The following is a 22,477-nucleotide window of genomic DNA, read 5'->3' on the forward strand; positions in this document are numbered from 1 at the left end:
GGTTTGTATCTTAGCTCGCTCGAAACTCAAAGAAACTATAAATAAAGATGAAGCATGCATTTGTTTTTCCCGGACAGGGATCGCAGTTTACAGGAATGGGAAAAAGCCATTACGACCAAAGCGTATTTGCAAAGAAATTATTTGAACAGGCCAACGAAATATTAGGTTTCCGGATATCAGACATCATGTTCGAAGGGACAGATGAGGAATTGAAGCAAACTAATGTTACCCAACCGGCTGTTTTCCTGCATTCGATCGTGGCCTACCGCACGATCGAAGAGGCGAAGCCCGACATGGTAGCAGGACATTCTCTGGGAGAGTTTTCCGCGCTGGTAGCCAACGGCACTTTAATATTTGAGGATGCGCTGCAATTGGTAGCCATCCGCGCGGCGGCCATGCAAAAAGCCTGTGAGCTTCAGCCTTCAACGATGGCGGCCATCATCAATCTTTCAGATGAGCAGGTAGAAGCGATTTGTGCGGAAGTGCAAAAAGAAAGCGGCGAAATGGTGGTGCCTGCCAATTACAACTGCCCCGGCCAGCTGGTGATCAGCGGCAGCCTGAAAGGCATTGAGATCGCCTGCGAAAAGATGAAGGCGGCTGGCGCCAAACGCGCGCTGGTATTGCCCGTAGGAGGCGCCTTCCATTCCCCTTTAATGGAACCTGCAAGAAAAGAACTACAGGATGCGATAGAAAAGACGACCTTCCACAACCCGGTTTGCCCCGTTTATCAGAACGTGGTTGCTAAGCCTGTGCGTGAAAAAGATGAGATCAAAGAAAATCTTATCGCGCAGCTTACCGGCGCCGTTCGCTGGACACAAAGCGTTCAGGCGATGATCGCTAACGGAGCGTCAAAATTTACAGAAGCCGGCCCCGGTAAAGTGTTGCAGGGGCTGATACAAAAGATCGACAAAACGGTAACGGCAGAAGGCGTGGGCTAAAAGATCTTTTTAAAATAGTGCAGAGGCAATATCTAACGAACAACAGGTATTGCCTCTTTTTCGTTGTAGCAATGTGATTAGTCCATATAAAACATGACAGATGAAATTTTATATAGAGACGGAGCGATTCATCCTTCGCGATATTGTACCGGCCGACGTGGATGGCATGTTTGAATTAGACGCCGACCCGGAAGTGCACCGGTACCTTGGTAACAACCCAATTAAAAAAAGGGAAGAGGCGCTGGCAATGATTCAATCCGTACAATCACAATATGAACAACATGGCATTGGCCGCTGGGCAGTGATCGAGAAAGCAAGTGGCGCTTTCATGGGTTGGTCCGGTTTGAAGTTTGTGACAGAACAGGTTCATAACTATGTGAATTATTATGATATCGGCTACAGATTCATTAAGAAATATTGGGGCCAGGGCGCCGCAACAGAGACAGCACGCGCCTCTCTACATTTTGCATTCAATAATTTACAGGTCAATACCGTATTAGGCATGGCTGATGTGAAAAATATAGCGTCTAACAAAGTATTGAGAAGAATCGGCTTACGTTTTGTAGAGACCTTTCATTACTTCGACGCAGCATGCAATATGTATCAACTCAGCAAAGAAAGTTACCAATCCTGCAGCTAAAGCCGTCTATTATTCACCGGCCAACACATAAACAAATCGTGAATAATGCTCCTTTGATATATTTGAGAGCGCATTTAATAATCAAAGAAATTAAACGAAGCTTTGATCAGACCGGAACGATCAGATCAAATACCACCACTCCCCGATAAATAAAGTTATTTTTTATTCGTGTATTCGCAGCGTAATAATCAATAAGTCCGCCTGATTTTAGGCAAAAGGAACGAATTAATCGTTTACCTTTGACCCCGCGCATTTACCAGGAGATTTTAAACCTTTCTCCTTCAAATCCGTTTTATCTTTGCACCCAATTTTATTTGAGCCGATGACAGTTACAACCTTACCGCAAGTAGATAGCGCCCTTCAGACAATAGCAGACAAAGTATACGCCGGGCAGCGAATTAGCGACCAGGACGGTCTATATCTCTTTGAACATGCAAGTCTGGCTTTTGTGGGGGCACTCGCAAATTACGTGAGGGAACAAAAACATGGCGACATCACTTACTTCAACCGCAACTTTCATATAGAACCGACGAACGCCTGCATTTACTCCTGCCATTTTTGTAGCTATAGCCGCTTATATGCCCATCGCGATGAAGCCTGGGAATTATCAGTGCAGCAGATGATGGACATCGTAAAAAAATACGATGGGGAGCCGGTTACAGAAGTGCATATCGTGGGTGGGGTACATCCCAAAATGAACCTCGACTTCTTCGCGGAGCTGTTGCGCCAGATCAAAGCGCATCGCCCGGAGTTACATATCAAAGGCTTTACGGCGGTGGAACTCGACTACATGTTTCGCAAGGCCAAGAAAACGGTATTGGAAGGCATGCAGTACCTGAAAGATGCCGGCCTGGAAAGCCTTCCCGGTGGCGGTGCTGAAATCTTTGCGCCTGAGATCCGGGAACAGATCTGTGCTGATAAGATCGACGGAGCAGGCTGGCTGAAGATCCATCAAACCGCCCATGAGCTGGGCATGCAATCCAACGCGACGATGCTGTTTGGCCACCTGGAACAATATGAACACCGTATTGATCACATGAGACAGCTTCGCGAGCTACAGGATAAAACACAAGGTTTCAACACTTTCATCCCGCTCAAGTTTCGCAATAAAGATAACGACATGAGCCATGTGGCAGAATCCTCTCTTATCGAAGACATGAAGATGTATGCCATCGCCAGGATCTATCTGGACAATTTCCCTCATATCAAAGCCTATTGGCCCATGTTGGGTCGCCAGAATGCCCAGTTATCCTTATCCTTTGGTGTTAATGATATTGACGGAACCATCGACGATACGACGAAGATTTATTCCATGGCCGGTTCTGAAGAGCAAACACCTTCCATGACCACCGAGGAATTGGTCGTCTTGATCAAGCAGGCGAAAAGAAGACCGGTTGAAAGAGGAACGCTGTACAACGTGATCAAAGACTACAGCGCTGATCTTGTTGAAACGGTTTAATCTCAACTCATTTTCAATATCACACCTGATAAAACAGGCTTCGCCGCTGCCATTTAAGCGTAGCGTCCGCACAGCTATTCTCGTCTGAAAGCTATGCATATACATTGAAGCATTGCAAGCTCACTTGCCGTTATGGTAGATTTTCGTTATATTAGCGATACATAAATCAAATCTACTATGAGCAAAGTATCCGCGATTCTTGCCAGGAAAGGAAACAATGCGATTTCTATTCAAACCGACACCAAAGTTTTCAATGCCTTAAAGATCATGGCCGAAAAAAATATCGGCTCCCTGGTTGTACTTAAGGGAGATCAGTATGCAGGCATTTTTACAGAAAGAGATTATTCCCGTAAAGTAATATTGGAAGGCAAACACTCTGACGAAATCACCGCCGGCGAGATCATGTCTGTGGACTTGCCCAGCGTGCACCCCGACGACACCGTAGAACGCTGCATGCAGCTGATGTCTGATAAAAATATCAGGTACCTGCCGGTGTTTGAAGATGGAAAACTTTCAGGTATTATATCGATCACTGATGTGGTGACAGAAACCATCCTGCAACAGAGGGAAACCATTAATCATCTGCAAAATTATATTCACGGATAAAATGTGTAAACCGTAATGCACGCGTTGCACTATGCAAGTGATTGCTGACAGGGGGGTCTTACAATGAATATGGCTTATTGCACATGGCAATTGCTTTATGCAACATGAATTGCTTTGATCAAGGCGTATAATTTACCGGGAGCATGTCTCCCACTTTTTCACTCCACGCCCAGTACCATTCGGATATGATACCCGCTGCGGGGTGCCAGCTTCCGTTAGCGTCTATGACTAATGCATCTACATTATTTAATCTTATTAACGAACGTGCAGGATACACAGACCGTTGTTCGCGGTGATAATCGAGATACCCCGTTTCTTCAATCTTATTTTTATTCACGACCTGGAGATGATCCGGCCAGTAGGCATACCTGCCCTGTTCATGGGTCAGCATCATACTGTCGGCTGTCAACAATGAAGGGCCATACTCAAGGGTAATATCTTCCTGTGCCAAAATCTTTTTATAATACGCGCTTGAGTCACCTTTCAAATCGGGCACAGCCAATAACCTGCGGTTCAGCGGGATGCCACAAACCAATCGAACGCGGTCTTTCTCTGTATTCCTGACCTTCTTGACGCGCCGTACTTCAAACTCGTCTTCCATCAACCTGCCCTGGTAAGCAGACCTGAAGAAATGCATCATGGAGCCGGTGTACGCCTCCTTTCGTTTTTCTTTCCATTTGCGAAGCGTACGCCTGCTGCCTTTCAGATCAGAAAAAAGGGTGTAGCCGGAAAAGAAATTACTATTTTCCTCAAAGTTGATCTCAAATTTTTCTAACTCATATTGTATGTGGTAGCCTAATGCTTTGTTCACAATGCGGATCGGCTCTTTAGCCACTACTTCCAGCTTATTCGATTTTTTATAATAGCGAAACATCAGCACTTCCTTGTTCTCTATGCTTGTGTGTCCTGCATTTTCAGAAAGCCCTATAAAGTACTCCAGGAAGGTCTTTCCCCACTTCTCCCAGGTTTCTCTTATATACCCCCCCACCACTACCGTTTCCATTGTCACGGCTCGCGGCCCCACCATTACCCGCAGCTTACCGGGGATCTTCCCGGTGGAAAATTCATAGGTCACTGTTTCATAGGCCACATGCGTCACCACTAATGTATAGACGCCATCAGGGATATTAGTGATCTCAAAATAGCCTTCTTTATTCGTTGTCGTGGCAAGGGAAGTATTGGTGATAAAGACTGTACTTCCCGCCACTGGCGTCTTGTTTTCTGCCTCCAGTATCTGCCCGGAAAGCACATGCTGGCCAGCAGCTGCCACAGCTGTAAAAAGCAGAAGAATGAGCGCCATATACCGCATACGTCAAATATACGACTACTAAACAACACTACGAATAAATCGTAGAAAAAGAATGTGATGCTCAGGGATCATATAGGGACTAATACGCGAGTAGTGCTTCTTAGAATCATACGGATAGTACCGAAGGCATTGCAAACAGCAACAACTCCGTTCTTTGTTTAGTGGTAGAAATAGTAGCTCAGACGAACGTCGGGCTTCAACTAATCAAGCTCTTTGAGCACTTCGTTGATAATGGTGCTGATCTCATCGGCCCGGTTCATGATCATCATATGCGTGCCACCTTTGATCACATGCGTCGGCCTGATGCCTTTAATCGGAAAGATCAGGTCGGCGTCGCCGTGAATATGCACCACGCTTTCAGGATATTCAGTATTACGCCAGTTCAGGATTTCATTCAGTGCCCAGATCATATAATCTTTATCAATGATCCTGCGATACCGGTTGGCAAACTCCTGCTCCTCTTTAGTAAAAGCACCCAGCCGTCTATTGGCGGTTGCGTAAAAGCGCTCGTTAGCTTGTATCCGTCTGATGGGAAAGATGCGGTTGAGTTTTAACCTGCCGATGAGTTTCCATTTCATCGGGAGCTCGGCTGTATTTTTAATGCTCGACACCAGGATGATCTGCTTCACCGGCCTTTGCCGGGCTATTTCAAGGGCCACCATACCGCCAAAGGAAACGCCGATAATCACCGGATCGTCATCAACGATCTTCTCAGCCATGCGGGTCACATATGCCTGGTAAGATTCCCTGGCTGAAGGCTTCAGCCAATTGATAAAAACCAGCTCTGCATGGTCCAGCTTGAGGTTGACGAAGATTTTGTCGTCGGCGCCGAAACCGGGAATGCAATAGATCCTCCGGGGTTTTTCGTTTTTCTTTCTGCCAAATATTTTCTGCAGCCAGTTCACGTTGTGCTTTTTCTTACTAAATGTAGAAAAACAAACGATATAAAACAAAAAAGTGCGGGAGAACCTGCTCCCGCACTTGGCTACTGAAATGCTTTATGGATTAGTTCAACCCGAACATGCCTTTGTTGAGCTGCTGTAACAAAACTGTTTTATGTTCTGCCGCTACCAGCAGGGAAATATTATGCCTGCTACCACCATAAGAAACCATCCGGATCGGAGTATTTCTTATAGAACCAAACAATTTCTTGATGATCGCTTCTGTTTCGTTGATATTGTGTCCCACCACAGAAATGATGGTTTGCCCTTCGTCTATCTCAACTGTGCCCAGCACTTCCAGCTCCTGAATAATCTGTTTCAGGAATTCCGGGTTGTCGATCGTCAATGATACTGCCACTTCCGAAGTGGTGATCATATCGATCGGTGTTTTATATTTTTCAAATACTTCAAATACTTTTCTCAGGAAACCGTAGGCCAGTAACATCCGGCCGCTCTTGATCTTGATGGCAATGATATTGTCTTTTGCTGCTACCGCCTTTACGCCCGCTGCAGAAGCTTCCTGTGTGATCAGGGTGCCTTTCGCTTCCGGCTCCATGGTGTTCAACAATTTTACCGGTATTTTATATTGTTGCGCGGGCCATATAGAAGCCGGGTGCAGGATCTTTGCACCGAAATAAGCCAGCTCCGCTGCTTCATCAAAGCTCAGTTGTTCGACAGGAACTGTTTTGTTAACCACACGCGGGTCGTTGTTGTGCATGCCATCGATATCTGTCCATATCTCGCACACGGAAGCGTTGATAGCCGCGGCCACTAAAGACGCCGTGTAATCACTGCCGCCACGCTTCAGATTGTCTACCTCCCCTCTGGCGTTTCTGCAGATATATCCCTGGGTTACTAAAATTTTCTTGTCTTTATGCTGGCTGATCAGCTGCGCTAACCGCGTGCGGATGCTACCGATCTGCGGCTCTTCGTTCTCATCGATGCTCATAAACTCCAGGGCTGGTAACAATGCATAAGAAGCGCCTATTTCATCCAGGTAGCAGCAGAATAACTTTGTCGACAGCAATTCTCCCTGCGCCAATACATCCTTGCTCAGCGCTTCGCTGAAGGATATTTTGAGGATGATATTTAAAAAATCAAAATGCTCTTCCACGATGGCTTTGGCTTTTTCATAAGCCGCCTCGCTTTGCAGCAGCTCGCGGATAAAACTGTTATAATGATCGCGGAGGTCATTGATGTTCTGCAACGCCGTATGCCGGTCATTGGCCGCAATATGGTTGCCGATAGCCACCAACGCGTTGGTCGTCCCGGATAATGCAGAAAGCACTACCAGCGCGGGCTCTGTTTCTTTTTGCAATAACGAGGCTATATGTTTCATGCGCTCGGGCTTACCTACACTCGTGCCGCCAAACTTCATTACTTTCATTCGTAACTATTTTATTGATTTTACCGGTTATTGTTGATCTGATTTTCTACTCTTGAGTCATGAAAAGCCGATCACACCGGTCTCATTATTTTTTTCGATTGCGGCTTCGCCGCTGATCTTTTTAATAGCCTGGGGAATGCACAAGCAGTTTTTGGTGAATCAGTCAAGCCCGTTTATGGGTAGCTTCCGTTACATTCAGCTGCTCGTCAGTTCCGTGTCTAAAAAATATCCGTTAAAGAATCATTTCTTAATTCGGGTTGCAAATATACACCGCATCCTATTATTCCGTCAAAAATCATTAGGCCGGCCAATTGACATTCAGTTTTTCCGCCAGTTGTTTCAGATCGGCTACCACCGCCGCATGTAACGGTATCCCGTTGGCCGATCTTTCGGCTTCCATTTCCCGCTCGGGATCGCCTGGCACCAGCACCTTGTCGTGCCCGGGCAGTGTTTCCGCCGTACGGAAGCCGTTGATCCAGTCGTCCATATCTTTTTTAAATGCATCTGCCGGGCGGAAAGCATCCACGCGCATGGCTCCGAAGAAGTGACCAATACCCTTTCCCGGTTGCTTTTCGGGCATGGGAACATAGGCCGGAAACGGAGGTACCCAGGGCGCATAATTGGCGCCACTCAACAAAGCTGAAAATATATCGACCATCGCGCCTAGCGCGTAACCTTTATGACTTCCGTGATCCCGGTCGCCTCCCAGGGGCAACAATGCTCCCCCTTTTTTCAGGATATTGGCATCCGTGCTGGGATTGCCTTCGGCATCCTGCACCCATCCACTGGGCGCTTCACTGTTCTTCCGCTGCAGTATTTCCAGCTTGCCGTTGGCGGCCGTTGTAGTAGCCAGGTCCATCACGAACGGTGGCTGGTTGCCTGCGGGCGCTGCCATGCAAATAGGATTGGTACCCAGCATTTTCGCAGTGGAAAAAGTCGGAGCGACGAGAGGGCTGGCATTGGTCATGGACAAGCCGATCATATCATGTTCCAGAGCCATCATCGCGTGTACAGCAGCTATTCCGTAGTGATTACTGTTTTGAACGCTCACCCAACCTGTGCCTACCTGCCTTGCCTTTTCGATCGCAATCTTCATAGCCACCGGCGCCACAACGAGGCCCAAGCCCCGGTCGCCATCTACCACGGCAGTCGAGGGTGTTTCATGGATGACCCTGATATCGGGTGTGGCATTGACTCTTTGCGCTTCCCATAGCCTGACATACCCGCTAAGGCGGGCTACCCCGTGGGAATCTACTCCCCGCAGATCTGCCGCTAATAACACTTTTGCCGCAGCCTGGGCGTCCTGTGCCGGGCAACCAATCTTTATAAACACAGCTACCACCAGGTCGTACAAGTCCTGGTAAGAAAATGTTTGCGTCTCCATACTGACAAAGAAAACGCTTTTCTGAACACCGTCTTGCTGCGTTTTAATAATCTGTTCTGTTTTGGCACCAAAATGGTTTGTACAGCTGTATTAATCAATCATTAAACTTTGTTATATGGAAATTGTATGGACGCTGATTATAGGCGCAATTGCAGGATGGTTGGGATCAGTTATTTTCCAGGGAAGCGGCCTGGGCCTGATCGGTAATATCGTAGTGGGTATCCTGGGCTTCTTTGTGGGTGGTTGGCTGTTGGGCAAGCTGGGTGTGAGCTTTGGAACGGGCACACTGGCTACCATCCTGAGCGGGGCGTTGGGAGCCATAGTGATCCTGGTCATTCTGAACCTGATCTTCCGGCGACGGGTGTAGCGATTCAGAAACCGCTCCCCGAAACTGCGCAGCAGACATTAGCTGTATGAATCATTTAGCTCCTGCGCTTAAACGATTTTTTTTATTCGTTCATCAGAGAACATCGGCCAGGCCTTTCATGAAAGCCGCATACTCAAGCACATAATTCGTTTTTCGCTCATAAGTCATTTGTGGGAAGGCTGCACCTAAGATCCGGAGCGCTTTGTACGCATCTTCTTTGGTATGGAATAGTTTCACGAACGGCTCGTCATCACCAAGTTTGTCCTTTAAGCCGATGCCTCCGTTGTAATACCGGAAGGGCATTTGAAACACCGCGGTGTTTACTACGGGCGCGGAGGCGTAATAGAGCGAGCGGATGTAAACGTTGTTATAATTCAGCACACTGCGCAACGTTGCTTTGATCTCCTCGTCGCTTTGTGGCGCTGTGGGGCGTTTCCGCCAGGAGTTGACCGACGGATCAAAAATATCTATGCCGGCAATCTCTTTCAAATCCAGCTTCACCAGGATACAACTGATCCTCGCCGCTTTCCCCTCAGTTGTCAATGCCGGCGCTACATCCAGGACCATACTGTCTTTATCCAGGTAACGGATCAACATATTCCAGTCATTCATCACCCCGGAAAAGCGAATGCTGTTGGTGGGTACAAAGTTCCATTTCGTCTGCACCAATGAGTTCCGCTCATCTCTTATGCCCATCAGAAATTGGTCCTGAGTAAACTTCAGAACATTGAGTTCCATATTTTCCTTGTGATCCTTTAACTGTTCCTCGAACTGAAGTTCGGCGCGCCGGTCTTCTGCAACGACGTCTGCGCGTACGCAAAACCAGGTACCCCGCAAATCAGCGAGCTTTTTATCATTTGGAGATTCGGCTTCAAAAGGCTCCTGATCGTTTCCAGACAGGAAACTGCCCATGCATGATGACAGGAAGGCGGCAATGATGACGATGTATATTTTTCTCATAAGCGTCAATAATGACGGCAAAAATAAACAATGCCCCGAAAACCGGGGCATTGATCACAAAATAAGCTCGTGCTACTAAAAAGGCAGATCGTCGATCGGCTCATCAAAATTACCACCTCCGGAATTGGAGCTGCCTGCAGAGCTGGTTGTATTGGAGGCCGGGCTGCCGTAGCTGCCGCCACCCTGCTGTGATCCGCTGTCTCCTTTGCTTCCCAACAACTGTACTTCTCTCACCCGAAGGGATAAAGCCGCGCCCCCTGTTCCGTCACTCTTCGTGAACGTTCTCACTTCCGGCTGTCCTTCCACAAAAACCTGCGTTCCTTTTACCAGGTAAGGCGCAACCGCCGTTCTATCGGTCCAATAGGCACAATCCACCCATATCGTCTTTTCCTGCTGATTTCCCTGGCTGTCCTTATACCTTTCGGAATGTGCTACTGTAAAGTTGATAACATTTCTACCATTTACGTTATTTACCAAACAGTCTTTGCCCAAACGGCCAATAACCTGCATTTTAATCATAGTGCTCAGTTTTATTAAAATTAAAAGAACAGGCAATTTAACGGGAAAATTCAAATAACCGATAACAATTTCCGGAAAATTCTGTTTTAGTTCGGTTAGTATGACATTTGACCGCTGCCGCCGGTTTTAAGGCGGATTCACGGCTAAATGTCGAAAATTGTATCTTTGTATTTTAATTTTTTGATATAGATGAGCAAAAAAGGGAAAGTTCTGGTGGCTATGAGTGGCGGTATCGACAGTACCGTGGTGGCCCTTATGTTGCACCATGAGGGGTATGAAGTTGTGGGCATCACCATGAAAACATGGGATTATGCGCAAAGCGGCGGCAGCAAAAAAGAAACCGGCTGCTGCAATGTGGATAGTTTTAATGATGCGCGCATGGCGGCTGTGCAACACGGATTTCCTCATTTTATCCTCGACATACGCGAAGAGTTTGGTGATTTTGTAGTGAATGATTTCGTCAGCGAATACCTGGCCGGGCGGACGCCGAATCCTTGTGTTTTATGCAACACGCATATCAAGTGGCGGGCCCTGTTGAAGCGCGCTGATGCGCTGGGCTGCGAATTTATCGCTACCGGCCACTACGCGAAGATCAGGCAACATGACAACGGAAGATACGTGATCAGCCGCGCGGTTGATCACACCAAAGATCAGAGCTATGTGCTTTGGGGACTGCAACAGGACCTGCTGAGCAGGACCTTGCTGCCGCTCGGTGGCTATCACAAATCGGAGATCCGCCAAATGGCGGTAGATTACGGCTATCCCGAGCTGGCCAAAAAAAGCGAGAGCTATGAAATCTGCTTTGTGCCGGACAATGATTACCGTGGATTCCTGAAACGCCGCGTGGATGGATTGGAAGAGAAGGTCAACGGCGGTAATTTCATCGACAAACACGGAAATATTTTAGGAAAACATAAAGGCTATCCATTTTACACCATCGGTCAGCGGAAAGGGCTGGATATTGCCCTGGGCAAACCTGCTTTTGTTACGGAAATCAATCCTGACACCAATACGGTTACCCTGGGCGACGAAACCGATCTCGATAAAAACGAAATGACGGTGGGCAAACTTAATATGATTAAGTACGACACCATTACACCCGGAATGGAGGCCATCACCAAGATCCGCTATAAAGACGCGGGGACTTTGTGCAACCTATATCCCGAAGCAAACCAGATGCGCGTCAGTTTTTACGAACACGCAAAAGGTATCGCGCCGGGCCAGAGCGCTGTTTTCTATGAAGGAGACGACGTTATCGGCGGAGGCATCATCCAGAACGGGAACAACACTTTTTTTCCATCTTAAAATACATTTTAAACAGAACAAACAAAAACCTATGTACTGCTTTCCAAAACTTCAATTCCTGATGCTGCTGTTAGGAGTGGCGCTGGTTTCCTGCTCCGACAAGAAAGAACATTTTGAAACCGAGCCTGTGAGCGACTATTTGCCGATCCAGGTAGGAAAATCGATTACCTACCGGTTAGACTCTACCCTGTTTTCCAACAGCGGGTCGGTTACAGAAACCCACAAATACCGGGTAAAACACACGGTGATCGAAGAAACCAAGGATAATAACGGCAACAAGACTTTCATCGTGCAACGGTTACTGAGTAATGAAACCGGCACTGACGCCTGGATCAACAACGGAACTTATTCCATCACGCCTTACCCCGAGCATGTAGAAGTGGTTAATAACAACCAGCGTGTCGTGGTGTTGCAGACTCCCATGAAACAGGGCTTTGAGTGGGAAGGCAATAACTATTTGCCCTCCTGGCCTTACCGGGATTTATATGGTTTCGACCTGCTTGCGCAAGGCGACGATTTAAGTAAATGGGACTTCGAGTATATTTCTTTCGGAAAGGAAAATTTTGAGGGACAGGAATACGACAGCGTGTGGACGGTTGAGCAAAACGCAGAAACCTTAAATGTCCCCCCTGCAAACGACGATGAATTCGGCCTGAATGCCACTTCAGTTGAAAAATATGCAAAGGGATTAGGGTTGATCTACAAGAACTATCAACTGTATGAATTCCAGGAACAAACTGAATCCGGCGTACGACAATACAAAGGCTTTGGCATTAAAATGTGGATCATCGACCACAACTAAGGCAACAGGTAACTGACGCCTTCCAATGCCAGATCGGTATTGGGAAACACTTCGCGGGTCTCCGACTCAAATTCATTCAACGTATCATATTTGCTACTGAAGTGACCGATGAGCAACTTCTTTACTCCTGCAAGCCGGGCAATGGTTCCGGCTTGCTTTGTAGTGGAATGAAAGCGTTCAATAGCCATATCGGCTAGTGCATCGTGGTAGGTCGTTTCGTGATAGATCAGATCGGCGTCTTTGATATGAGGTATGATCCGCTCATCATAGCGGGTGTCGGCACAGAAAGCATAAACCTTGCCTTTGGGGGCAGGCACTGTGAGCTCCCCGTTCGGTATCCGGTTACCCTTTTCATCCACATAGTCTTTCCCGCTTTGCAGACTTGCGTAAGCGGACACAGGAATCTCTTGTTGCTTCACCTTTTCAATATCGAGGCGGCGGGGGTTTCTGACTTCTTTAAAAACAAAGCCGTAACATTCTATCCGGTGATCCGTTCTGAAACAGCTCACTTCCACATCGTGCAATTGCAATAACGGGCCGCCCTCTTTGATGGTAATAAAATCCAACTTGAAGCAGAGCCTGGTATCGGCCACCTTTAACTGTAATTCTATGATCTGCTGAAGAGGTTCGGGGGCTACGATTGTAAGATCCTGTTGCCGCCCCAGCAACGCAAAAGAGTTGATGAGTCCGATCAGTCCAAAGTAATGGTCTCCGTGCAGGTGGGAAATAAAAATGTGTGAAATGCGGCTGCGGCGCACTTTATAGCGGATTAGTTGTATCTGCGTCCCTTCGCCGCAATCAATCAGAAAACTACGCGCAGGCATCGACAATACCTGGCTGGTCGGATGCCTGTCAAAGGCAGGTACCGCCGAATTATTTCCAAGTATAGTGACTGCAAACATTAAATGCTATTTACTGTGTATTCAAGTTCTCTTTTATGAAAAGGCGCTTCAACAAGGTGTCTGCGGTTACAAACAATTCAGCTTCTTCCCTCAGGATAAGTGCCGTGGAGAGCTGAATACTATATCGAACGCCCTCAATCCTTCATCGCCGTATCTGGAGATCAACATCCTGGATTGCTCCAACAAGGCATTATCAATGGTGATGAAGATATATTTTCCAAAATCCTTTTCAAAAAGGCCGATAACCTTTTCGGCAATGTCTTTCTCAATTTCCTTCACTCGAACCTTTTTCCAAAGTGCGGAGCTAAATTCAACCTTAGAAATTTCAGAAAGAAAAACCCCGGTGATTACCATTTCTGAAAATAGAGTGTCCAGAGCTTCCGCTCCGGGTTCGCTGTGATATAGCTTTAGCAAAGAAGAGGTGTCAAGAAAAATCTTCATAGATCCTGTCTTCTTTCTTCCATCACTGCTTCCGATAAAGAGCCTTTATAGTTGTCAAGCATTTTGCGGCTTTCAGAAAAAGAAAAGTCTGCAAATGATAATTTTTTTTCTGAGTGAATTGCTACTTCCTCCAGGAAAGTCACGATTACTTTAACAGGCTTATCCGATTTATACTCTTTATCGAATTTGACAAATCCGTCTTTATATGTCCCGGTAACAGCTAACATGTTCTAACAATTTTCTTAAAATTACAAAAAATTTGTTCCTGATCAGGACCGGGCTATTCCAGAACATCATCATCCATCAGCTCGCGCTCTATCTCTTCCATCTGAACGATGTCCGATGCTTCGCTTTGAGTGGGCGCAACATTTAAAAGCTCTAAAAGTTCATGGTCTGCCAAAAATGTTTCAACCGCTTCGCTTAAACAACACGTCACAAACGACCCGTTGTTCTCGTAAAAATCCTGCTGAATATGAAGCAATTGTTCTGCTGCAGCGAACTCTATGCCCGTCACATGGTGCATATCAAACACCACATTTTTTATCGTATTTTTTACATAAGGAAGCAACACTACTTTCATACTTTCTGTCATAGTAGCAGAAAGGACCTGTTCAATTGGCGCGATTACGTGAAATTTTTCTTTGGTATCTATTTTGACCTGCATGTAATTAGAAATTTGAGTAAAGGTAATTTGATCAACATCCTGCCAGTCTGCAACCACTGCACGTCTCCACAGAAAGAACAAGGTAGTTTAACTAGGACAGGTGTTTACAAATAACGTAAACCAGTACCAAATATATTTGTTAATATTGTAACTAATCACTTTATCTAAATAATATGGATAATAATTTTTCAACTCAGGTGAAAGAAATCATCTCTTACAGCAGGGAGGAAGCACTCCGGCTGGGGAATGATTTCATCGGCACGGAACATTTGCTGCTCGGTTTAATACGTGAGGGAGATAACACCGCTATACGAATCCTAAAAGGCTTTAATATAGACATCTTTGAACTGCGTAAAGAAATTGAATTAGCAATAAAAGACAAGACGGGAAAAAATATCGCTAACATTAATAGCCTTCCGCTGACAAAGCAGGCTGAGAAAGTGATACGTGTCACCGTGCTCGAAGCAAAAGCTTTGAAGAGTAACCAGGTGGAAACAGAACACCTGATGCTCTCCATTTTAAAAAACAAAGAAAATATCGCTACGCAGATATTGAACCAGTATGACCTGGATTACGATATGTTCCGCCAGGAACTGGGCATCGTGAAATCCAACGAACCTCGTGCAGAATTTGGTGAAGAAGGGGACGACGAGTTTGAAGACGAAAAGAAATATTCGCAACAGTCAAAAGGCTCGGCTTCCAAATCGAACACCAAAAGTAAAACTCCGGTGCTTGACAACTTTGGCCGCGATGTAACCAAGCTGGCAGAAAGTGGTAACCTCGATCCGATTGTTGGCCGCGAAAAAGAGATTGAACGCGTGTCGCAGATCTTGAGCCGCCGTAAAAAGAACAATCCTATCCTTATCGGCGAACCGGGCGTGGGTAAGACGGCCATCGTAGAAGGTCTGGCACTACGTATTGTACAAAGACGTGTAAGTCGCGTGCTGTTCGATAAAAGAGTGATATCGCTCGATCTGGCCTCCCTGGTGGCAGGTACCAAGTACCGCGGCCAGTTTGAGGAACGCATGAAAGCGATCATGAACGAGCTCGAAAAGAACCGCGATGTGATCCTGTTTATTGATGAGATGCACACGATCGTGGGTGCAGGTGGCGCCAGCGGATCGCTGGATGCCAGCAATATCTTCAAACCGGCATTGGCCCGTGGAGAACTGCAATGCATCGGCGCTTCAACGCTTGACGAATACCGCATGTATATCGAAAAAGATGGAGCATTAGATCGCCGTTTCCAGAAAGTAATGGTAGATCCGCCCAGCGTTGATGAAACCATGCAGATCCTCAATAATATCAAATCGAAATACGAGGACTTCCACAGTGTCACTTATACAGACGATGCTATTGAGGCATGTGTCAAGCTGAGCGACCGCTATGTGACGGATCGCTTGCTGCCCGACAAAGCCATCGACGTGATGGATGAAGTGGGTGCGCGGGTTCACTTAAAGAACATCAATGTTCCGGAGAACATTGTGGAACTGGAAAAGAAAATAGAAGACGTTAAAGAAGAAAAGAACCGCGTTGTAAAAAGCCAGAAGTTTGAAGAGGCTGCGTCGCTGCGCGACACGGAAAAGAAACTGGCGGAAGAGCTGGAGCGCGCCAAAGCCCAGTGGGAAGAAGAAAGCAAACACAAGCGCTACCCGATCACAGACGAAGATATCGCCGAAGTCATCAACATCATGACGGGTATTCCTGTCAGGAAGATGGTGGAAGCAGAAACCGAGAAGCTGCGCAAGATGACCGAAGACATGAAAGGCATGGTCATCGGCCAGGACGACGCTATCCTGAAAGTGGTGAAAGCGATCCAGAGAAACCGCGTCGGTTTAAAAGATCCTAAGAAACCCATTGGTAGCTTTATCTTCCTGGGTCCGACAGGTGTGGGTAAGACAGAATTGGCCCGCTCACTGGCACGATATCTCTTCGACTCAGAAGATTCGCTGATCCGGATCGACATGAGTGAATACATGGAAAAATTTACGGTGAGCAGGCTGATCGGTGCGCCTCCCGGATATGTGGGTTATGAAGAAGGCGGACAGCTGACGGAGAAAGTGCGCCGCAAACCGTACAGCGTTATCTTGCTGGACGAAATAGAAAAAGCGCATCCTGATATCTACAATATCCTGTTGCAGGTGCTGGACGACGGACAACTGACCGATGGACTGGGAAGAAAAGTGAACTTCAAGAATACCATCATCATCATGACGTCTAATATTGGTGTACGTCAATTGAAAGACTTCGGTTCAGGTGTAGGTTTTGCTACTCAGTCGCGTTTGCAGAATGAAGATGAAGAAAACAAGGCGGTGATCGAGAAAGCGCTGAAACGCACGTTCTCTCCTGAGTTCTTAAACCGTATTGATGATGTGGTGATCTTCAACAGCCTTACCAAAGAAAATATCTTCAGCATTATCGACATTTCGATGAAAGGCGTGCTGAAACGTATTGAGGCTTTGGGTTACGGCTTAACGTTGACAGAAGACGCGAAGACGTTCCTGGCGGATAAGGGCTACGATCAGCAATTTGGCGCACGTCCTTTACACCGCGCCATCCAGAAATACCTGGAAGACCCGCTGGCGGAAGAGATCCTGAACATGAGCGTGAAACCCGGAGATGTGCTGGAAGTGGGTTTTGACAAGGAGGCGGATAAACTAGTATTCTCCATCAAAGAGAAAGCCGACGCACAGGAAGCATAAGAAAGTTTTATTGGGTGATGTCCCATGACAATAAATTAAAGCCACTCTTAAGTAAGAGTGGCTTTTTTCTTTTGTTGAGTTAGAAGCCAACAGCGCAAGCAGTAGTTCGACCTCTGCCTGTACGTTTACACGCCAGCATGAATTGTTAATATTTCTTTAAAGTGAAATTTCGTGTGGTTAAATACGAACTATATCGTACTTTCACACTGAACAATAACTTAAAACTACTATCATGACCCCTTCTACCTCCAAACTTTTATCTTTTGCCTTAATAACAGTTGCCGCTGCTACGATAATCGTGACACTTTCTTCCTGGAGCATCCCAATGGCCCCCGGTGTCTTCGGCAAGTTCTTTTCTATATCTGATACGATTCCCGGCGATTGCAACCGGAAGCTGTCGGACCTGGATGAAGTATATGCCAGCCTGGAGCGTGCTAAAAAAGAATTGAAAGAACGTGATATTGCTAAAGAAGTGGCCGAAGCATTGAAGAGCGTTGCGATTCACGACGTTCAAAGCGATGTGAACGAAGCATTGGAAGACGCTCATCTGGCGCTGGCCAATGTCGATGCCGCATCCATTCAATCAAAGGTGGCTGCTGCGCTCTCGCAGATCGACACGGAAAAAATTACAGAAGAAGTAAAGCAGGCTACCCGCGATCTTCAGCCGCAGATTGAGAAAGCGATGAAGGAAGCCCGGCTGCAGATAGAACAAGCCCAACAGGAAGTGAATGAAGCAAAAAAATCGCTTCGCAAAAAAAGCCTGTAAGACCTGTGTTAAAGTATAAACTTACGTCCCGCCAAGCGCAACGATACTAAAAAAAAATGGTGGATCCGCTCCACCATTTTTTATTGCACTACAATAGTTATCCTAGCCCGGTATCTCTAAGATAGCATTTACCGTTAGCCTAATCAATCTTCAACAGGCTCATCAAAAGATGAACAGCGCTCCTCACATATCAGTTCCTCTTCCCTATCCCCAATCGACTACGCACTAATCCAACCCGCCCCTTCTTGTCGGCGATACTGGCTTCGGCCACTCGCGTGGTTTTCCGGTTCGCGGATCTACGGGCAAGACCACCTGTTCTCTCGAGGCCTTCTGCGGATCTTCGCTCGCCGCGTAGGCCATAACAGCAGTCAGGATCGCGTTGTTGCGCAGGTCATCAAATACAATTTTATCGTAAGTATCCCGGTTGGTATGCCAGGTGATTGTTCCATAATCCCAGCTCAGAGAGCTCAATGAAAACGCGGGCGCGCCCGCCATTACAAAAGAGGCAAAATCCGAGCCGCCGGTACCTGGTTGGCCCGGAAAGCTGGTTTCAACATACTTGCGAACGTCCTGCGGCACTTTGGACAACCACCGGCCCAGGTAATCGTAGGAATGCAAAAAGCCCATTCCCTGCAGGCTGGTGACGCGGCCCGTACCGTTGTCCTGGTTGAACACGGCCTGTATATTAGCAACGATCTCCGGATGATCTTCCACAAAAGCACGCGAGCCATTCAGTCCTTGTTCCTCACTACCCCAATGCCCCACGAGGATCGTCCGCTTCGGATTAGGATACACTTTTTTCAGGATACGCATTGCTTCCATCATCGTCAATGTCCCGGTGCCGTTGTCTGTCGCACCGGTAGCGCCGTCCCAGGAATCAAAGTGAGCTGAAAGGATCACATACTCGTTTGGCTTTTCAACGCCTTTGAGTTCAGCAATGATATTAAAAGTGGGCGCCGGCGGTAACATTTTGGAAGTTACGGTCATATTCATTTTAGGTTTCTGACCAGATTGCGCCAGCCGGTACACCAATCCGTAATCCTCCAGCGACAAATCAATGGTAGGTACTTTCTTGGTGTAAGCACCAAAGATTTTATCCGCACCAACAGCCTTAGACCAATAGTTGGTAATCACTCCCAGTGCGCCCGCCTTTTCGAGGGCGGCCGGTAGCGCTCGTGAAGCGTAGCCCGTATTTCTCATACGAGCGGCCCAGGCCTCGGAGGCACTGTCGCGCTCACGATTCATCTTTGCGATGGATTCCTTTGTACCAAATTCTTCCCAGTTCTTATCAGGACGACCGGTAGGTTGAAGCATGGAGATCATCACGAACTTTCCTTTCACCGCGGGTAACCATTTCTCAAACTCAGCGCTGTTGGCCACTGCCGGCAACAGGATCACTTCTGCAGTCACTGTTTTGCCATTGGTACCAGGGCTCCAGGCCAGCTGCATGCCTTCGAGGGACTTCATTCGCGGATGCACCAGTTCGAAATGAGCAGGACCTCTTTGCCAGCCGCGCCATTCGCCCCACTTTTCGCTATGCGCAGGAATGCCCCAGCTCCTGTATTTTTCAATAGCCCAGTCGCCCGCCTGTTTCATCTCAGGTGTACCCACTAACCGCGGACCAATGCCGTCCAGCAATTCATGTCCTAACACTTCTAATTTAGAGTTATCGGTCGCTTCTTTCACAATAGCTTCCACTACCGGATCTGCCGGTATATCGGACTGTGCTATTACCAGCGAGACTGAAAATAATAACGGGAAAAACAGGGATCTTTTGATATAATGCATGCTCAGTAGTTTAAACATCGAATATAGATCAAAATACCTTGAGTTTCCGAAGGAAGAACCCGGAAAAAGTAAAGGATGACCGGACATCCATATTGCCAGACTGTACAAATACTAACAGGCATCCGCAATGTTCGCTGCCATTAACCCATCTATTGGATTAATTTACTATATATTCGTGTAAACATTTCTTCCACATGAAGTCTGGCGATATTGCACTGATTGTTCACACCTGCGACCGTTATGCTTTTTTGTATAAAGGTTTTGAGATCTTCTTCAGTAAAAACTGGGACTTCAACATTCAATGCAATTATTACTTCGCCACCGAAGAGCAACCTTTTGCCTTTGGTCCCTTTCAAAATATACAATCCGGCAAAGGTGAATGGGCGGACCGTTTGGCGCTGTTGTTAAGAGAAACCATAAAGGAAAAATATATCCTGTACTTCCAGGAAGACATGTGGCTCACCAGCCCGGTAAACGGCGCATTTTTCAATACCCTTTTTTCATTGACCGGGGATCATGGCTGGAAGCAGGTGAAGCTTCATAGCTCTGATGCTTACGTCACTAAAGAGACTGACGTTTTTATCGAAGGCTTCAACGTCGCCGAACTGGATAACGGTCAGTCTTCGTTCCTGATGTCGCACCAGGTCACTTTGTGGGAAAAAGATTTTTTATTGTCGCAGCTGCATCAAAAAGAACATCCCTGGCGGAATGAAAGGCGGGGCACGAAAAGACTTAAAAAGCTGGATCCACGGATTTTTCAGATCGATTATTTTGCTGAGAACGGCCAGCCGGAAAACAATCTCAATCGCCATCCTCATTTAAGAAGTGGCTATTATACCGTATCCGTCAACGGGACATTAGGCAACACCGTCGAACCCTATATTACGCAATTGCTCCGCGAAGACGCGCCTGCTGACCACCGGTCTTACGGGCTACAGTTACAAGAACATTATACGCAGCAACTCACACACGACGGTCTGGCCAAACCGCGGAAGGTAGATATTTTCAAAAGAACGAAAAACTGGCTGCTGGGTAAATAATCCTGCCTCAAAACGAACAATGGCTTTGAAGCAGGATTCATCTTCTATTTTTAAAAGTTTTGATCATCAGCTGAAGGGCCATAACTTCCGGGCAACTTAATATCATTCAAACGGTAATAAACTCCGAGTTGCGCGCGGTGATGGGTCACCTGGTTCAGCGAATGCCTTATTGCATTGTATTTCGTCCATTCCGCCAGCGTGTTGCCACCATACTTAAGGCTCCACATCGGTTCCAAATCCGCTTCTGTAGCGGCTTCCAGGGCTTTCAACGAATCGTTGTAATTCTTTTCCAGGGCATCCAGCAGTTGTTGCCTGCTTTCATACAAGGCGGGCCTGTCGCCCTCTGCGAGGTCGAGGTATTCGGTTTTGAGCATAAAAGAGGCCCAGCCAAACACTTCCGTGATATGCTGCGCCAGGTGCATCAGCTTCATGCTTTTTTCATGCGGAGCATAATCGTTTTTCCCTTCGGGAAATACTTCCAGGAATTTCTTTGTTGTGTTGTACTCCTCGGTTAATTCATTTCTTAATTGTAATAAAGTATCCATAGTTTTCGATTAATTATTGGACGGAAGTTACAAACTATTTGAGGTACCCGACGATGAAAATTTTGTAAATAATTACCGCGTCATTGCCTGTCCGGATATTGACTTTTCCCCGATCGCATTGGTCTTATAACCAAACCCGTTACCCCATTTCACGACCTTCACTTATTTTTGAAGCCAAAATATTAAGTATATGCAGCTCCATCAATATATCGATCATACGATCCTGAAACCCACTACGCTGATCAGCGATATTGAAAAAGTATGTTCGGAAGCAATACAGTACCAGTTTGCGTCGGCATGCGTGCCACCGCCTTTTGTGAAAAAGACAGCAGCGCTGTTGCAGGGTAGCTCTGTGAAAACCTGCACCGTGATAGGGTTCCCGTTTGGCTATTCGGCCATCGAAGCCAAACTGGCGGAAACCCTGCTGGCGATCGTAGACGGGGCAGACGAACTGGACATTGTGATCAACCTGATTGCGCTTAAGAACAACGACTGGCAGTACCTGGCGAATGAAGCGAATCATCTGATTCCGATCATCAGGGAAAAAGGCAAAACCGTAAAGATCATCATTGAAAGTGGTGTGTTGACGGACGATGAAATGATCAAATGTTGTGAGCTATATGGTGCCGCCGGAATTGATTATTTAAAGACTTCCACAGGGTATGCGGAAAAAGGCGCGAGCATTCATGCTGTTGAGCTGTTTAAAAAACATTTGCCCCAAGGCACCGGCATCAAAGCCAGCGGCGGCATCCGCGATCACGCTTTTGCCCAACAACTGATCGAGGCCGGAGCGACCAGATTAGGATGCAGCGCCAGTGTGGCGATCGTGGAAGGCGGGAAAAGTGAGGGGAATTATTGAATTGAAATGTCCGGGGCGAACGGATCTTTTTTGTTGAGATTCCTCCGCGTGCGTACCGTCCGGACGCCAGGTTCCACTTCGGTCGAAACCACAACCCATAACGATCGTCATGGTGAGCGCCTGCCCGGCCCCAAGGGGACGGGGAACATAGCG

23 protein-coding genes are annotated in these 22,477 nt (G+C 47.0%); 11 read left to right on the top strand and 12 right to left on the bottom strand.

What is annotated here, in order from left to right:
- The first annotated feature begins 47 nt into the window (after window positions 1-47).
- From fabD to ACU37H_RS06275, 4 genes are all read left to right on the top strand, one after another.
- Window positions 48-938, top strand: coding sequence for an ACP S-malonyltransferase (fabD, locus tag ACU37H_RS06260; protein WP_472705544.1), 891 nt, complete (start codon window positions 48-50; stop codon window positions 936-938).
- A gap of 100 nt (window positions 939-1,038) precedes the next feature.
- On the top strand, window positions 1,039-1,578 hold the full coding sequence (locus ACU37H_RS06265) for a GNAT family N-acetyltransferase (protein ID WP_472705542.1): 540 nt from the start codon (window positions 1,039-1,041) through the stop codon (window positions 1,576-1,578).
- A gap of 322 nt (window positions 1,579-1,900) precedes the next feature.
- On the top strand, window positions 1,901-3,037 hold the full coding sequence (gene mqnE, locus ACU37H_RS06270; protein ID WP_472705541.1) for an aminofutalosine synthase MqnE: 1,137 nt from the start codon (window positions 1,901-1,903) through the stop codon (window positions 3,035-3,037).
- Window positions 3,038-3,214: 177 nt separating this feature from the next.
- Window positions 3,215-3,643, top strand: a complete 429-nt coding sequence (locus tag ACU37H_RS06275; protein ID WP_472705539.1) for a CBS domain-containing protein — start codon at window positions 3,215-3,217, stop codon at window positions 3,641-3,643.
- 118 nt (window positions 3,644-3,761) lie between these two features.
- Here ACU37H_RS06275 and ACU37H_RS06280 read toward each other — a convergent pair whose 3' ends face one another.
- The 4 genes from ACU37H_RS06280 to ACU37H_RS06295 form a co-directional block, all read right to left on the bottom strand.
- Window positions 3,762-4,943, bottom strand: a complete 1,182-nt coding sequence (locus tag ACU37H_RS06280) for a carboxypeptidase-like regulatory domain-containing protein (RefSeq protein ID WP_472705537.1) — start codon at window positions 4,941-4,943, stop codon at window positions 3,762-3,764.
- Window positions 4,944-5,152: 209 nt separating this feature from the next.
- On the bottom strand, window positions 5,153-5,857 hold the full coding sequence (locus ACU37H_RS06285) for an alpha/beta fold hydrolase (RefSeq protein ID WP_472705535.1): 705 nt from the start codon (window positions 5,855-5,857) through the stop codon (window positions 5,153-5,155).
- A 100-nt stretch (window positions 5,858-5,957) separates the two neighbouring features.
- Window positions 5,958-7,280 carry an aspartate kinase gene (locus ACU37H_RS06290; RefSeq protein WP_472705533.1) on the bottom strand — a complete coding sequence of 441 codons (1,323 nt, stop codon included), beginning with the start codon at window positions 7,278-7,280 and terminating at the stop codon, window positions 5,958-5,960.
- 298 nt (window positions 7,281-7,578) lie between these two features.
- Complete coding sequence (locus tag ACU37H_RS06295; protein WP_472705531.1) at window positions 7,579-8,664, bottom strand: Ldh family oxidoreductase; 1,086 nt, start codon at window positions 8,662-8,664, stop codon at window positions 7,579-7,581.
- A 115-nt stretch (window positions 8,665-8,779) separates the two neighbouring features.
- Here ACU37H_RS06295 and ACU37H_RS06300 point away from each other — a divergent pair, with 115 nt between their 5' ends.
- Window positions 8,780-9,031 (top strand): GlsB/YeaQ/YmgE family stress response membrane protein, encoded by a 252-nt coding sequence (locus ACU37H_RS06300; RefSeq protein ID WP_472705529.1) that lies wholly within the window; start codon window positions 8,780-8,782, stop codon window positions 9,029-9,031.
- A 93-nt stretch (window positions 9,032-9,124) separates the two neighbouring features.
- Here the strand turns inward: ACU37H_RS06300 and ACU37H_RS06305 are convergent, their stop codons facing one another.
- Both ACU37H_RS06305 and ACU37H_RS06310 read right to left on the bottom strand, forming a co-directional pair.
- A complete protein-coding gene (locus ACU37H_RS06305; protein WP_472705527.1) occupies window positions 9,125-9,991 on the bottom strand; it encodes a hypothetical protein in 867 nt (288 codons plus the stop codon).
- Window positions 9,992-10,066: 75 nt separating this feature from the next.
- A complete protein-coding gene (locus ACU37H_RS06310; protein WP_472705525.1) occupies window positions 10,067-10,510 on the bottom strand; it encodes a single-stranded DNA-binding protein in 444 nt (147 codons plus the stop codon).
- Window positions 10,511-10,699: 189 nt separating this feature from the next.
- Between ACU37H_RS06310 and mnmA the strand changes: the two genes are divergently transcribed.
- On the top strand, window positions 10,700-11,815 hold the full coding sequence (mnmA, locus tag ACU37H_RS06315) for a tRNA 2-thiouridine(34) synthase MnmA (protein WP_472705523.1): 1,116 nt from the start codon (window positions 10,700-10,702) through the stop codon (window positions 11,813-11,815).
- Between the two features lie 31 nt (window positions 11,816-11,846).
- On the top strand, window positions 11,847-12,617 hold the full coding sequence (locus ACU37H_RS06320; protein WP_472705521.1) for a hypothetical protein: 771 nt from the start codon (window positions 11,847-11,849) through the stop codon (window positions 12,615-12,617).
- On the opposite strand, the gene ACU37H_RS06325 is transcribed toward ACU37H_RS06320, so the two are convergent.
- From ACU37H_RS06325 to ACU37H_RS06340, 4 genes are all read right to left on the bottom strand, one after another.
- Entirely contained in the window at window positions 12,614-13,519 is a 906-nt protein-coding gene (locus ACU37H_RS06325; RefSeq protein ID WP_472705519.1) for a ribonuclease Z, read from the bottom strand. The genes ACU37H_RS06320 and ACU37H_RS06325 overlap by 4 nt on opposite strands.
- A 90-nt stretch (window positions 13,520-13,609) precedes the next feature.
- Entirely contained in the window at window positions 13,610-13,960 is a 351-nt protein-coding gene (locus ACU37H_RS06330; RefSeq protein WP_472705517.1) for a type II toxin-antitoxin system VapC family toxin, read from the bottom strand.
- A complete protein-coding gene (locus tag ACU37H_RS06335; protein WP_472705515.1) occupies window positions 13,957-14,187 on the bottom strand; it encodes a hypothetical protein in 231 nt (76 codons plus the stop codon). The genes ACU37H_RS06330 and ACU37H_RS06335 overlap by 4 nt, the downstream gene beginning before the upstream one ends.
- Window positions 14,188-14,240: 53 nt before the next feature.
- A complete protein-coding gene (locus ACU37H_RS06340; RefSeq protein WP_472705513.1) occupies window positions 14,241-14,624 on the bottom strand; it encodes an STAS domain-containing protein in 384 nt (127 codons plus the stop codon).
- A 173-nt stretch (window positions 14,625-14,797) separates the two neighbouring features.
- Between ACU37H_RS06340 and ACU37H_RS06345 the strand changes: the two genes are divergently transcribed.
- Both ACU37H_RS06345 and ACU37H_RS06350 read left to right on the top strand, forming a co-directional pair.
- On the top strand, window positions 14,798-17,326 hold the full coding sequence (locus ACU37H_RS06345) for an ATP-dependent Clp protease ATP-binding subunit (RefSeq protein ID WP_472705511.1): 2,529 nt from the start codon (window positions 14,798-14,800) through the stop codon (window positions 17,324-17,326).
- Window positions 17,327-17,558: 232 nt separating this feature from the next.
- Window positions 17,559-18,092: a hypothetical protein gene (locus ACU37H_RS06350; RefSeq protein WP_472705509.1), complete on the top strand. Its 534-nt coding sequence runs from the start codon at window positions 17,559-17,561 to the stop codon at window positions 18,090-18,092.
- Between the two features lie 225 nt (window positions 18,093-18,317).
- Here ACU37H_RS06350 and ACU37H_RS06355 read toward each other — a convergent pair whose 3' ends face one another.
- Entirely contained in the window at window positions 18,318-19,880 is a 1,563-nt protein-coding gene (locus ACU37H_RS06355) for a M20/M25/M40 family metallo-hydrolase (RefSeq protein WP_472705507.1), read from the bottom strand.
- Between the two features lie 194 nt (window positions 19,881-20,074).
- On the opposite strand from ACU37H_RS06355, the gene ACU37H_RS06360 reads away from it, so the two are divergent.
- Window positions 20,075-20,920, top strand: a complete 846-nt coding sequence (locus ACU37H_RS06360; protein WP_472705505.1) for a hypothetical protein — start codon at window positions 20,075-20,077, stop codon at window positions 20,918-20,920.
- 50 nt (window positions 20,921-20,970) lie between these two features.
- Here the strand turns inward: ACU37H_RS06360 and ACU37H_RS06365 are convergent, their stop codons facing one another.
- Window positions 20,971-21,465, bottom strand: a complete 495-nt coding sequence (locus ACU37H_RS06365) for a DinB family protein (protein WP_472705503.1) — start codon at window positions 21,463-21,465, stop codon at window positions 20,971-20,973.
- A 190-nt stretch (window positions 21,466-21,655) separates the two neighbouring features.
- On the opposite strand from ACU37H_RS06365, the gene deoC reads away from it, so the two are divergent.
- Window positions 21,656-22,324 (top strand): deoxyribose-phosphate aldolase, encoded by a 669-nt coding sequence (gene deoC / locus ACU37H_RS06370; protein ID WP_472705501.1) that lies wholly within the window; start codon window positions 21,656-21,658, stop codon window positions 22,322-22,324.
- Window positions 22,325-22,477 lie beyond the last annotated feature (153 nt).

The sequence above is a fragment of the Niabella sp. ZPM-14 genome (genome assembly GCF_055693045.2).